The 12,543-nt window shown below is 75.2% G+C and carries 10 protein-coding genes and 1 pseudogene; 5 read left to right on the plus strand and 6 right to left on the minus strand.

The window, feature by feature from the left end; genetic code table 11:
* The first annotated feature begins 14 nt into the window (after nucleotides 1-14).
* From BJY14_RS36075 to BJY14_RS36085, 3 genes are read left to right on the plus strand one after another with little or no spacing between them, the layout of a single operon-like run.
* Nucleotides 15-224: an MbtH family protein gene (locus BJY14_RS36075; RefSeq protein WP_179847696.1), complete on the plus strand. Its 210-nt coding sequence runs from the start codon at nucleotides 15-17 to the stop codon at nucleotides 222-224.
* Complete coding sequence (locus BJY14_RS36080) at nucleotides 217-879, plus strand: GNAT family N-acetyltransferase (protein WP_258943802.1); 663 nt, start codon at nucleotides 217-219, stop codon at nucleotides 877-879. The genes BJY14_RS36075 and BJY14_RS36080 overlap by 8 nt, the downstream gene beginning before the upstream one ends.
* Nucleotides 876-1,610: a thioesterase II family protein gene (locus tag BJY14_RS36085; protein ID WP_179847697.1), complete on the plus strand. Its 735-nt coding sequence runs from the start codon at nucleotides 876-878 to the stop codon at nucleotides 1,608-1,610. The genes BJY14_RS36080 and BJY14_RS36085 overlap by 4 nt, the downstream gene beginning before the upstream one ends.
* 76 nt (nucleotides 1,611-1,686) lie before the next feature.
* On the opposite strand, the gene BJY14_RS36090 is transcribed toward BJY14_RS36085, so the two are convergent.
* Both BJY14_RS36090 and BJY14_RS36095 read right to left on the minus strand, forming a co-directional pair.
* Nucleotides 1,687-2,742, minus strand: a complete 1,056-nt coding sequence (locus BJY14_RS36090; RefSeq protein WP_312879575.1) for a S1 family peptidase — start codon at nucleotides 2,740-2,742, stop codon at nucleotides 1,687-1,689.
* Nucleotides 2,743-3,031: 289 nt separating this feature from the next.
* Nucleotides 3,032-4,105, minus strand: coding sequence for a S1 family peptidase (locus tag BJY14_RS36095; RefSeq protein WP_312879576.1), 1,074 nt, complete (start codon nucleotides 4,103-4,105; stop codon nucleotides 3,032-3,034).
* 256 nt (nucleotides 4,106-4,361) lie between these two features.
* Between BJY14_RS36095 and BJY14_RS36100 the strand changes: the two genes are divergently transcribed.
* Both BJY14_RS36100 and BJY14_RS36105 read left to right on the plus strand, forming a co-directional pair.
* Nucleotides 4,362-5,315, plus strand: coding sequence for an ornithine cyclodeaminase family protein (locus tag BJY14_RS36100; RefSeq protein ID WP_179847700.1), 954 nt, complete (start codon nucleotides 4,362-4,364; stop codon nucleotides 5,313-5,315).
* Between the two features lie 288 nt (nucleotides 5,316-5,603).
* Nucleotides 5,604-6,128 (plus strand): annotated as a pseudogene (locus tag BJY14_RS36105) (response regulator); the annotation flags it as partial.
* On the opposite strand, the gene BJY14_RS48020 reads toward BJY14_RS36105, so the two are convergent.
* The 4 genes from BJY14_RS48020 to lanKC all read right to left on the minus strand — a co-directional run bounded on the left by BJY14_RS48020 (nucleotide 6,060) and on the right by lanKC (nucleotide 12,376).
* Nucleotides 6,060-7,904 carry an ATP-binding cassette domain-containing protein gene (locus tag BJY14_RS48020; RefSeq protein WP_376770025.1) on the minus strand — a complete coding sequence of 615 codons (1,845 nt, stop codon included), beginning with the start codon at nucleotides 7,902-7,904 and terminating at the stop codon, nucleotides 6,060-6,062. The pseudogene BJY14_RS36105 and the gene BJY14_RS48020 overlap by 69 nt on opposite strands.
* Nucleotides 7,901-9,586, minus strand: a complete 1,686-nt coding sequence (locus BJY14_RS36115; RefSeq protein WP_179847702.1) for an ATP-binding cassette domain-containing protein — start codon at nucleotides 9,584-9,586, stop codon at nucleotides 7,901-7,903. Before BJY14_RS36115 ends, BJY14_RS48020 begins: the two co-directional genes overlap by 4 nt.
* A gap of 61 nt (nucleotides 9,587-9,647) precedes the next feature.
* A complete protein-coding gene (locus BJY14_RS36120) occupies nucleotides 9,648-9,755 on the minus strand; it encodes a SapB/AmfS family lanthipeptide (RefSeq protein WP_179847703.1) in 108 nt (35 codons plus the stop codon).
* Between the two features lie 5 nt (nucleotides 9,756-9,760).
* A complete protein-coding gene (gene lanKC, locus BJY14_RS36125) occupies nucleotides 9,761-12,376 on the minus strand; it encodes a class III lanthionine synthetase LanKC (protein ID WP_312879578.1) in 2,616 nt (871 codons plus the stop codon).
* Between the last annotated feature and the right edge of the window lie 167 nt (nucleotides 12,377-12,543).

Here is a 12,543-nt window from a genome sequence, read left to right on the forward strand (position 1 = left end):
GAAAGGAACAACCCATGTCGAACCCCTTCGAGGACCCCGACGGCACCTACCTCGTGCTCGTCAACGGCGAGGGCCAGCACTCGCTGTGGCCGTCGTTCGCGGAGGTCCCCGCCGGCTGGACGGTGGCCAAGGACGAGGACACCCGCCAGGCGTGCCTCGACTTCGTCAACGAGAACTGGACGGACATGCGGCCGAAGAGCCTCATCGAGGCCATGGGTGAGTGAGGCGGGCTCGGGGCCGCATCCGGAGACCGCGCATCTGCGGATCCCCTCGGTCACCGAGTGGGAGATGGAGATGCTGGACGCCGCCGACCTGCGTCCCGCGCCGCTGCCGGGCGTCGAGATGACGTTCACCCTCGCCGGGGTGCCGTCCCCGGACGTCAGCCGCGCCCTGTACGCGACCGTCGGCGCCCGCGTCTGCTGGACCGACCGCTTCCCGTGGACGTGGGAGCGGTGGCGGGCCTGGGTGGAGCGCCCGGAGCTGTCCACGTGGATCGCCATGGCCGAGGGCACCATCGCCGGCTTCTTCGAGATCGAGGCGCAGCCCGGCGGCGACACCGAGATCCACCTGGTGGGGCTCACCCCCGCGTTCGTCGGGCGCGGCTACGGCGGCTACCTCGTCGAGCAGTGCACCCGCCGCGCCTGGCAGCGCGGCGAGCTGTGGGCCCTCACCAGCGGGCCCGCGGCGCGGGTGTGGCTGCGCACCAGCAGCCTCGACCATCCGAACGCCATCGCCAACTACCGGCGGCGGGGCTTTAAGGTGGCGGCGGAGAGCACCGCGCCGAAGCTCGTGCCGGACCCGCGGGTCGCGCCGTGGCCGCTGCCGCGCGACCCCCGCGCGGCGTCCCGCCGGCACGAGGAGGAGGAGTTGATCACGTGACCTGGTTCCGCTGTCCCGAGACGCGCCCCTGGGCGTCGATGCGGCTGTTCTGCCTACCGCACGCGGGCGGGTCGGCGGTGTTCTACCGGTCGTGGGCCAAGGAGGCCGGCCCGGCCGTCGAGGTGCAGTCCGTCCAGTACCCGGGGCGCGCCGACCGGATGGCGGACGCGTTCGTCACCGACGCGCACCAGCTCGCCCGGCTCATCGCGGGGGCGATGGCGCCGCTGATGGACCGGCCCGCCGCGCTGTTCGGGCACAGCATGGGCGCCGTCCTCGCCTACGAGGTGGCGCGGCTGCTGGAGGAGCGGGGCACCGCCCCGGTGCACGTGTTCGCGTCCGGGGCCCGCCCGCCCGACGACCGGGGCGACGAGCGCATCCGCGACAAGGACGACGACGGCCTCGTCGCCGAGCTGGCGCGGCTCGGCGGGACCGACGCCGAGCTGCTCGCCGATCCGGAGCTGCGCGAGCTCGTCCTGCCGTACGTCCGCAACGACTTCACGCTGGTCGAGGAGTACGCGCACCGGCCCGGGCCGCCGCTGACCGCCCCGGTCACCGCGATCATCGGGGACGCGGACCCGCACGTGGACGAGGAGCAGGCCCGCGGCTGGGCGCGCGCCACCCGCGGGCGGTTCGCGCTCAGGGTGCTGCCCGGCGGGCACTTCTACCTGGCCGACCAGCGGCCCGCCGTGCTCGCCGAGGTCCTGCGGACCCTGGAGGTCCCCGCCGTCTGACGCGCGGACGGGCCGCCCCCACGGGAGTCCGTGGTGGGGGCGGCCCGTCGCCGAAGGGGGAGCCTCCTGAGGTCGTCTAGTAGACGGACGCGCTGTACACCGACAGCGGCTCGGTGATGGGCTGGAAGAACGTCGTCCCGCCCGAGGAGCAGTTGCCGCTGCCGCCCGAGGTCAGGCCGAGCGCGGTGTTCCCGGCGAACAGGGAGCCGCCGCTGTCGCCCGGCTCGGCGCACACCGTGGTGCGGATGAGGCCGCTGACGCTGCCCTCCTGGTAGTTCACCGTCTGGTTGAGGGCGGTGACCCGGCCGCTGTGCAGGCCGGTGGTGCTGCCGCTGCGGTACACGGTCTGGTTGACCGCGGCGTTCCCGGCGCTGGTGATGTCGCGGGTGCCGCTGTACAGGCTGACCGTGCCCTGCGTGTCGGCGGGCGTCGACGAGTACGTGACGATGCCGTAGTCGTTGCCGGGGAAGCTGCTGCCCGCGGTGCGGCCCAGCGTCCGGCCGGAGCTGTCGGTCCAGGTCGAGCCGATGTTGGTGCAGTGCCCGGCCGTGATGAAGGCGTAGCCGCCGCCCCTTCTGACATTGAAGCCCAGCGAGCACCGGGCGCCGCCGGTGTAGATGGCCTCGCCGCCCCGGGTGAGCGTCTGGAACTTGCCGGCGACGCTCTCGGTGCGGACCGCGGAGCCCTGCTTGCTCGCGGCCGCGCGTACCTTCTCGAGCCGCGCGCCCTTGACCGTGCCGTCCACGCTGAGGACGACCTGGTTGCTCGCCGGGTCGACGGCCCAGGCGGTGCCCGGGACGGTCGCCTCGCGCTTGAGGGCGGCCTCGACCTTCTTCAGGTCCGCGCCGCTGCGCGCGACGGTCCGCGGCACCGCGCCCGCGGCGCGCACGGCCTGGGCGGCCTGCGCGTCGGTGACCGTGACGACCAGCTTGCCGTCCTTGATGTAGGAGCCCGCGCTGCGGGTTCCGAGCTGGTGCGCCAGGGACGTGGCGACGTCGCCGGGAGCGGCGGGGGCGGCGGGGGCCGCCGGTGCCGCGGACGCGGTGGGAGCGGTGGCCAGGGTGGCGGCCACCAGGCCGGCCGCGGTCGTGGTGACGGCCGCGGCGCGGACGCGCCTGTGACGGATCTTCACTTGTGCCTCCACGGGGGATAGGGCGCACCCGTGTGGTGCGCCGGAGGTCATCGACATGGTGTAAGAACCGTCAAGGCGGACGTAAGACGCAGAAGGTGACCAATTCGGCACGTTCCCGTTGGCACTCTCGGGGCGGCGTGCGTGGTCAGTCCGGCAATGCCAACCGCCGCCCGCCGGGTGAGAACGAAGTTCGGCCCCGGCCCTTTCCGCCGGAAAGGCGGAAAGGGCCGGGGCCGAAACTCGCGAGGCCTCCCGCCGCCTGGGAGCTCCGGCGGGCCGCCGAGGGCCGCTAGTAGATCTCGACCCCGAACTCCGACAGCGGCTCGGTCACGGGCTGGAAGAACGTGACGCCGCCGGACGAGCAGTCGCCGCTGCCGCCCGAGGTCAGCCCGACCGCGCCGGCCCCGGCGAACAGCGGGCCGCCGCTGTCGCCCGGCTCGGCGCACACCGTCGTCTGGATGAGGCCGCTGACGCTGCCCTCCTGGTAGTTCACCGTCTGGTCGAGCGCGGTGACCTGCCCGTCGTGGACGCCGGTGGTGCTGCCGCTGCGGGTCACGGTCTCGCCGACCGTGGCCTCCGCGGCGCCGGTGATGTCCTGGAACTGGCCGTTGACCGTGACGCCGCCCTGCGTGTCCTCAGGGGCGGCGGTGTACTTGACGAGGCCGTAGTCGTTGCCGGGGAAGCTGCTCCCGGCGTTGCCGCCGAGCGTGCCTCCCGACTCGTCGGTCCACGTGGAGCCCGCCTCGGTGCAGTGCCCCGCCGTGAGGAAGTAGTACTCGCTTCCCTTCTTGACGTTGAAGCCCAGTGAGCACCGGGCGCTGCCGGTGTAGATGGGGTCGCCGCCCGCGGTGAACGTGCGGAACTTCCCGGCGACCCGCGTGGTGCGCACGGCCGCACCCTGCTTGGTCGCGGCGCCGCGCACCTTGGTCAGCCTGGCTCCCTTGACCGTGCTGTCCATGGTGAGGACGACCTGGTTGGCCGCCGGGTCCACGGCCCAGGCGGTGCCCGGGACGGTCGCGTCGCGCTTGAGCGCGGCCATGACCTTCTTCAGGTCCGCGCCGCTGCGCGTGACGCTCTTCGGCACGGCCCCGGCCGCCCGGACCGCCTGCGCGGCCCTGGCGTCGGTGACCGTGACGACCAGGTTCCTGGTGGCCTGGTCCACGTAGGCGCCGGCGCTGCGGTCGCCGAGCCGCTGCGCCAGCTTCGCGGCCACCCCGCCGGTGTCGGCCGGGGCGGTGGCGCGCCCGCCGGGCGCGTCGAGGGTCGCGTTCGCGGCGGGGGCGGCGGCCAGTGCGGTCGCCACGAGCCCGGCCGCCGCCGTGGCGGCGGCGGCTCCGCGGACGCGGTTGGGACGGATCTTCACTATGCCTCCAGGGGGGATTGGGCGCGCCCGAATGGCGCGCCGGAGGTCACGGGTCATGCTGGAAGATTCCTGAACGCCCATGTAAGGCGAGAAAGTGACCAATCGACCATCTACGGATTGTCACAATGGGTGCGGGTTCCGTGGTCGATCCTCGGGGAGGACTGCCCGTTTGGCTGGTTTCGGGCCGGGCGGTAGGTCCAATCGAGGTGCCCTCCCGGGGGTGACTGCGCCCTCGGGGGCACGGGAGGATGGTTCGGTGACGCTCCTTTTGGCTCGTTCCATCCTTGAGTCGCTGCTCGAACCCGCCCCCTGCCTGGACGCCCTGCGCCGCGGCTTCACGGCCGGGGACGGCGGAACCGCCGCCCGCCGGGTGATCACCGAGCTGCCGGGGCAGGGCACCGCGACGGCGCTGATCCCCGGCGTGATCGAGGGGATCCCCGCCTACACGGTGAAGGTGAACGCCAAGTTCCCCGGCAGCCGCCCGGCGCTGCGCGGCGTCGTCTGCCTGCACGATCTGGCGACCGGCGAGCTGCTGGCCCTGCTGGACTCGGCGACCGTGACGGCCTGGCGCACCGGTCTGGCCGCCGCGCTCGGCACCCACGCCCTGGCGCGTCCCGCCGCCGGCGAGGTCGCGGTGATCGGCGCGGGCGCGCAGGCCGAACTGGTCATGCGGGGTCTCGGCGAGCTGCGGGAGGTGCGCGGCCTCACCGTGTTCGACCTGGACGCCGCCCGCGCCGCGGACTTCGCCGCGCGGCACGGCGCCCGGCTGGAGGCGCCCGCGACCGTGGCGCCGGACCCGCGCGCCGCCGTCCGGGACGCCGGGATCGCCGTGCTGGCGACCTGGGCGCGCCGCCCCCTGCTGAACGCCGCCGACGTGGCCCCCGGGACGCACCTCACCTCGCTCGGCGCGGACCAGCCCGGCAAGGCCGAACTGGGCGCCGACCTGCTGGAGGGCGCCCGCGTCGTCGTCGACGACGTCGCCCTGGCCGTCGAGATGGGCGTGCTGGCGGGCGCGGGCCTGGACGTCGAGCACGCCGCCGGGACGCTGCGCGACCTGATGTGCGGCCAGGTGCCCGGCCGGGTGAGGGACGGCGAGATCACGGTCTACGCGCCCGTCGGGCTGCCCTGGCAGGACCTCGCGTTGAGCTGGACGGCCTACACCGCGGCCCGCGCCGAGGGCGTGGGCGAGGGTTTCGATTTCCTCGCCTGAACCGGTTCCGGCCCATCAGGTGTACGACCGCGAATTGGCGGAATACCCATCGCTGGATTCCTGGTTTTCCCGGTGTTCTTTACAATGACGCAGTGAATAGTGTTGGCTCCATCCGGTAAGACTTTAGTAGTCGTGAGGCCTGTCGAAGGTGACCCAATGAAAGTTCGATTTTGCACTGACCGAATCCCCGGTATCGCTTCTCGCCGGCCGCCCTGACTTCGCAGTGAAGCGCGTTCGATGATTGTTCCTTTCTCAGGTCGCGGACGGGTGGCCGTGTTGGAGACGAAAATGATTCGGATTCTGCTCGCCGAGGGGGCGCCCCTCTTGCGCGGCGGGCTGGTCGCGCTGTTCGACCGGGTGAAGGATCTCGACGTGGTGGCGGCGGTCGGCTCGGGCGATCAGGTGCTCCGCACGGCGCGCAGACGGCGGCCCGACGTCGCGCTGATCGACGTCGGGCTGCCGGGACTGGACGGCTTCACCGCGGCGCGCGCGTTACGCGAGGCCGTCCCCGAGTGCCGCACCGTCCTCATGGCGGGCCGCTGCCGGACGGGCGACCTGCGGCGCGCGGTGGCCGCGCGGGCGGCCGGGCTCGTGCTCAAGGACACCTCGCCGGGCGAGCTCATGGACGCGATCAGGCGGGCGGCCGAGGGCGCGCGCGTCATCGACCCCGAGATGGCCTTCACCGAACTGGGCTCGGCTCAGAGCCCGCTCACCGAACGGGAGATCGAGGTCCTCACCCTGGCGTCACGGGGCGCGTCCGCCGCGCGGATCGCCGAGGACCTCGTCCTGACGATCGGCACCGTCCGCAACCACCTCTCCCGCATCAACCGCAAGATCGGGGCCGAGAACCGGGTCCAGGCCATCCGGATCGCCGAGGACGCCGGGTGGCTGTGAGCCCTCCTCCCAGCGGCCGATCAGGTCCCGGTACAGCGGGCACACCGCGGGCAGGTCCGCGTGCCGCCCGAGGTGGGCGCGGGTCCCGTCCAGCACCAGGACGCGGCGGGCGCGCATCGCCGAGCTGATCCGGTGCGCGATGACGACCAGCGTGCCGGGCCGCCGCGCGAACGCCTCCTCCATCCGCGCCTCGGCGGCCGGGTCGAGCCGGTACGCGGCCTCGTCCAGGATGACGAGGGGCTGCGGCGCGAGGTAGGCCCGGCACAGCGCGACGCACTGCCGCTGCGCCTCGGTCAGCGCGCCCGGCTCCAGCCGCGCCCCGAAGCCGCCGAGGTCGCGGACGAGCGGCGCGAGCCCGAGCGCGTCCACGGCACGGCCCGCCTCCCGCGGCCCGGCGTCCGGCGTGTGGTAGGCGAGGTTGTCGAGCAGGGTCCCGCTGAAGACGTAGGCCTCCTGCGGGACCAGCACCCGGCGGCCCGGGTCGCCCGCCGGCCGCCCGTCGACCAGCACCTCGCCCGCGCCGGGCGCGGCCAGCCCGGCGATCAGCGCGGCGAGCGTCGACTTGCCGATCCCGCTCGGCCCCACCACGGCCAGGTGGTCGCCGTGCGGGACGACCAGGTCCAGGTCCTCGATCACGGGCCGCGCGCCGTCCCCGTAGGCGAACGTCACGCCGCGCAGCTCCACCGCCGGCGCCCCCGGCACGGGCTCGGCGGCCGCGGGCGGGACGGGCGCGTCCGGCGCGGCCGTCTCCAGGATGCGGCCGAGCGTCACCGCCAGCCGCAGGCCGCTGCCGCCCATCCCGTGCACGAGCGTGCGCAGCGCCGGCTGCAGCCCGTGCAGGACGTAGGCCAGCGCGCCGATCACCGTCCCCGCCGTGGCGCCGCGCCGCATCAGCCACGGCGCCGCCGCGAGGACCAGCAGCAGCGGCAACCAGCCGCTCACCGCCAGCGCGACGGCGCGCACCGCCGCGAGCCGCGCCACCGCGCGCCCGGCCGCCGCCTGCGCCTCCACCGCCGCGCCCAGCTCCGCCCGCAGCAGGTCCTCGCCGCCGCACCCGGCGGCGTCCCGCAGCCCGGCGGCCAGTGCGGTGGTCCGCTCGGCGATCTCCTCCTCGCCGACGACGAGCTCGCGCTGCCGCGCGGCCGCCCTCCCGAACACCGCCCCGAACAGCGCCAGCCCGAGCACGAGCGGCGGCAGCACCAGCGCCGCCACCTCCGGCGTCGTCGCCGCCAGCCCGAGCAGCGCCGCCCCGGCCGTGAACACGAAACCGCGCGCGACGACGAGCAGCCCCCCGAACGTGTCCCGGACGATCTCCACCTGGTGGGTGAGTCGCGCGACGGCGCCCGTGTCGGGCCGTCCCCGCAGCGACCGGTGCAGCGCCCCCGTCGCGACCCGCCGGACCAGGACGTCCCGGAACGGCTCCACGATCGCCGCCAGCGCCGGATACAGCCGCCGGGCGCCGACGGCCCCCACCAGCGCCGACACGGCGAGCACGCCGAGCCAGGCGACCGCGCCGGACGTGCGTCCCGCCCGGAACGCGTCGGTGGCCTCCCCGACGGCCCGCCCGAACACCGCCGTGGGCACGGCCTCCACCGCCGACCACCAGGCGGCCCGCGCCACCGCCCGCGGGCGCGCCCGGACGGCGTCCCCGGCGCCGCGCCACACGACCCGCGCCGCCTCCCGCCTCCCGATCACGCCGGGCTCCCGAAGACCGCGCGGTAGTCGGGGTCGGGCCAGAGGACCGCGTGGGGGGCGACCCGGCGGACGCGGCCCGCGTCGAGCCAGACGACCAGGTCGGCGCGGGCGGCGGTGGAGGCGCGGCGGGCCACGATGAGGCGGGTCCGGCCGGCGAACCGGTCGAGCAGCGCGTCGGTGATCTGCACCTCGGTCACGGTGTCGAGGCTGGAGGTCGCGTCGTCCAGGACGAGGACGCGCCCGGCGTGGGCGAACGCGCGGGCCAGGCCCACGCGCTGCAGCTCCCCGCCCGACAGCGGCGCCTCCGCGAGCGGGGTGTCGTAGCCCTGCGGGAGGCGGCGGACGAAGCCGTCGGCGCGGGCGGCCCGCGCCGCCTCGCGCAGCCGGTCGTCCGGCGGTCGGGAGGGGCCGAAGGCGATGGCGTCGCGGACGGTCGCGCCGAACAGCGCGGGCCGGGCGAAGGCGTAGCCGATCTCGCGGCGCAGCGCCGCCCGGCCGAGGCGGGGCAGCGGCGTGCCGTCCAGCCGCACCTCGCCGCGGTCGGGGTCGGCCAGCCGCCCGGCGAGCGCGGCGAGCGCGTCGGCGCCGGAGCCGGCATCGCCCACGACGGCCACGGCGCGGCCGCCGGGGACGGTGAGGTCCAGGCCGTCCAGCGCACCGCGGACCGCGACCCCGCGGAACTCCAGGCGGCCGGGGCCCGGCGGGGCGTCGGCGGTGCCGTGGCGCCGCGCGGGCCACGCCAGGATCTCCGCGGCGCGGCGGGCGCCGGCGCGGGCGCGGCCGAGGCGGAGCAGCTGGGTGAGGACCGGCCCGAACCCGGCGGCGAGCCCCGCGTACTGGACGGTCGCGACCAGCTCGCCCGGCGTGAGGCGGCCCGCCGCGAGCTCGGCGCCGGCGATCCCGACGGCCGCGACCTGGAGGAGCAGCAGCGCCAGCAGGCCGCGCGCCGCGATGCCGCCCTGCACCCGCCACATCGCCTCGCCCTCCGCGCGCAGGCCGGGGAGGGGGCGCAGGATGCGCGCCGCCTCGCGTTCGGCCGTGCCGGCGGCGGCGATCGTCCGGGTCCCGGCGAGGGCCTCGGCGAGGCGGCCCGCGATCGTGCCCTGGACGGTGAGGTAGCGGTGCGCGGACGCGGTGATGTCGCGGACGAACGCGCGCATCAGCAGCGCCACGGCCGGCAGCGCGGCCGCGATCGCCGCCGCGACCCGCCAGTCGATGAGGACGAGGGCCGCGAGCGCCCCGGCGGCCGGCAGCAGCCCCGCCGCGGCCTCGGTCGCGGCGGCGGGCGCCGTGCCCGCCTCGGCCGCGCCGCCCACCATGCGCCCGGCCACGTCCCCCGGCGGGACGCGCGGCGCGGGACCCGCCGCCAGCAGGTGCCGGACGAGCGCGTGCCGCAGCCACGCCGTCGCCCGCGCGGCCGCGCAGCCGGTCGCGAGCTCCGACAGCACCTCCGCCGCGGCGGCCGCCGCGACCAGCGCGACGCAGGGCCACAGCGCGGCCGCGGCCGGGGGCCCGCCCGGCGGGACCGCGTCGATCGCGCGGGCCAGCGCGAACGGGAGCAGGACGGCCGCCGCCGCGTCCGCCAGCGCCGTGGCCGCGACGAGCGCCGTCCAGCCGCGGGCGCGCCCGGCGGCGCGCACCAGCAGCCGGTCCGCGCCGGGCGCCGGGGGAGGGGAGGTCATGGGGTCTCCAAACACGGTGACGGCCATGGCCCCGGCACGGGGACCATGGCCGCCAGCGTCATCACAGGCAGATCGTGATGCTGTGGGAGCTGTGGCAGAGCAGGCTGAGGCTGCTGTTGCCGCCGCCGCCGTTCTCGCTCACCATCCCCTGAAGGTCGAGAAGCGCCATGTTCTTCACCTCCTTTCGGGCTGGATCGAGGTGGCCGCCATGGGGGTTCCCACGGAGGGTCCGTGCGCCGTTCCGAAGAACGGCAGTCCGGGGGCCGGGTCGTGCAGGGCCGCGCCGAGCGCGAGCAGCACCCCGGCGGTGCCGGTCGCGAGGTCCATCGACAGCCGGTACATGTGCTCGCCCGGCATCGCCAGCCCGCCCGCGTACGGCAGCGCGTGCCAGGCGAGGTCGCGGACGTGCCCCGCCACGCGCGCCCCGTCCTTCGGGCCGGCGCCCGACCGGGCGTGCCGGGCCAGGTAGAGCAGCATCCCGGCGCGCCCGCTGAACAGGCTCGGCTGCGCGTAGTACCGGGACGTCGCGGCGACGCGGATCGCGTCGCGCGCGGCCTCGAACCGCTCGTCGGAACGGTGGGCCAGGTACTCGTCCAGGACGAGGCCGATGCCGACGCTGCCGCGCCCGAGGTAGGGCAGCACCCGGCTGCCCTGGTCGACGTGCAGCGCGCCGTTGTGGTCGGTGACGCAGGCGGTGAGGTCGCGGCGGAGCGCGGAGGCGGCCAGGTCGAGCAGTCCGGGGTCGCCGTCGCGCTCGTAGGCGCGGACGAACATCAGCGCCGCCCCGGCGCCGCCGTACATGAGGCCCGGACGCCCGCCGCCCCCTCCGCCCGCCCGCTCGGCCACGATCTCCACGCAGCGGCGGGCCGCCTCGCGCAGGAAGACGTCGCCGGTCGCGCGGGCGAGGTGGTCCAGGCCGAGCGCGAACCCGGGCAGGCCGCCGTAGAGGTCGTCGCCGAGCCGCTCCCACCGTTCGCCCAGGCAGTGCCGGACGGCGGCGAGCGCGGCATCACGGTGGCCGAGGCGCGACAGCACGTACGCGGCGCCCATCAGTCCGTCGTACAGGCCGATCCCGGTCCCGCGCCGCGGGTTCGACGCCCGCTCCGCCAGCCACTCCTCGTGGGCCGCGACCCGTCCGGCGCCCGTCGCGTCCAGCGCGTACAGGACGCCTGCGGCGCCGTGCGCGAGCCCGAGGGACGCGCCGGAGAACTGCTCCACGTCGCCGGGGAAGAGCCGGTCGGCGCGCCCGGGCGTGGCGCTTTCGAGGATGGCCCGCGACAGGGCGTCCCTGGCGCGCTCCCAGCCGGGGGCGTCCGGAGTGAACGCCGGCGCGGGGGCGGGCGCGGCGTCCCGGGCGATCTGCGCGACCGCCTCGTCCAGGAACGCCCGGGGGACGGGGAAGTTCTCGGCGATCAGGTCGGCGAGCTGCCGCGCCTTGCCCCGGTCGATCACGAACAGCGTGGTCAGCGGGACGAACAGGGCGAGCCGCAGGCAGGCGAGGCTGTAGCGGTCCACGTCGGCGCCGCGCCGGTCGGGCGGGGCGAGGAAGGCGGGGTTGGCGAGTGTCTGCCGGCCGCCGTCGGCCGCGGGCGCCGCCGTCTCGAAGTCGATCAGCGCGACCGAGTCGTCCGGGCGCACCATCACGTTGAACATGTGCAGGTCGTTGAAGACGAGGCCGCGCTCGTGGACGGCGGCGACGACGCGTTCCACCCCCTCGTGGACGCGCAGCGCCCACTTGGTGTACTCGGCGGTCTTCGCGGGATCCGGCTCGGGATCGAGCATCGGGTGCCGTTCGGCGAAGAACGTGTTGAGCGTGCGCCCCTCGATGAACTCCTGGACCAGGAAATGGTGCTCGCCGAGCGTGAACCAGTCGAGGACGGCGGGCACCCCCTCGATTCCGTCGAGCTTTTTCAGAATGTCCCGCTCGCGCTGGAGACGGGTCACCGCGTCCGCGCCGTCGGCGGCGAGGCCCGCATAGGGGCGCCCTTCTTTCAGGACCACCTTCGTGCCGCTCCGGGTGTCGGTCGCCGCGTATACGCCGCCCCCGTTGGAGAAGTGGAGGGCGTTGTCGATCCGGTAGGGCAGATCGGTCGTCGTGGTGGCGCCGCGTGCCTTGAGATGCGATTCCAGGCAGGCCGGGAGGGTCACCCAGCCGGGGACGGAGAAGACGGGATCGCGCCGGTCCGGCACCAGCTCCCCGGAGCCGTCGCGCAGCGCGGGCACGAGCCGCCCTTGCTCGTCCAGGCACCGGCGCTCCGCGAAGCCGCCGTACCGGACGTGCAGCGGGCCCTCGCCGATGCGCAGGTCGCTGAGGATGTAGGGGCCGGGGAGGCCGTCCAGCCGGGCGCCGAGCCCGGCGAGCACCTCCGCCAGTTCGCGCTCGTCCTCGGGGTAGATCGTGACGAGCTTCCCGCTCGCGCCGCGCGGCGCGTACTTGGCGTTGCGCCTGCGGAGCGTTCCCGGGCCGCGCAGGTGCTTGAACTCGATTCCCCGGGCGACGCAGTACTCCCACGTGCCGGCGAGCGACTCCTCCGCGCTTTCCGGGCATCCGGAGACGTGCACTTTCCAGCCCTGCTCCGGGGTGCGCTGGGCCGGCGGCACATAGACGACCCATTCGTCGCCGAAGACCTTTTCCCAGCCGTCGGGGAGTTCGCGCCGCGTGATGTCGAAGTCGGTGCTGCGGGTCACCGGCGGAGCATCGTAGAAGAGCTCGTCTGCGAGGCAGTAAAGCTCGTACCCCTTGTCCACGGCCGGTTTCCCCTTCCTCGTGCGCCGGTTGTCGGAACGCACTGGAGAAAGAGTTACAGGAATGTCGGAAATGGACCAGTAGCGGACATCACGAATGACCCGTGAAGATGTACCGTCCGCCGGTGTGCGCCCGTCACGCGCCGCCCGTCCCGGCGGTATTGAAACAGGTTCTAGTTCCTGCGTAGGCTGTGCGGGCGGCAGGGCGACGG

The organism is Actinomadura luteofluorescens, from assembly GCF_013409365.1.
In the GTDB taxonomy this organism is placed as follows: Bacteria; Actinomycetota; Actinomycetes; order Streptosporangiales; family Streptosporangiaceae; genus Spirillospora; species Spirillospora luteofluorescens.

What these genes read in the sequence shown, in the direction of transcription:
- BJY14_RS36120 (WP_179847703.1), bottom strand. Translation starts at nt 9,755, where the DNA reads ATGGCGCTTCTCGACCTTCAGGGGATGGTGAGCGAGAACGGCGGCGGC.
- BJY14_RS36075 (WP_179847696.1), top strand. Translation starts at nt 15, where the DNA reads ATGTCGAACCCCTTCGAGGACCCCGACGGCACCTACCTCGTGCTCGTC.
- BJY14_RS36115 (WP_179847702.1), bottom strand. Translation starts at nt 9,586, where the DNA reads ATGACCTCCCCTCCCCCGGCGCCCGGCGCGGACCGGCTGCTGGTGCGC.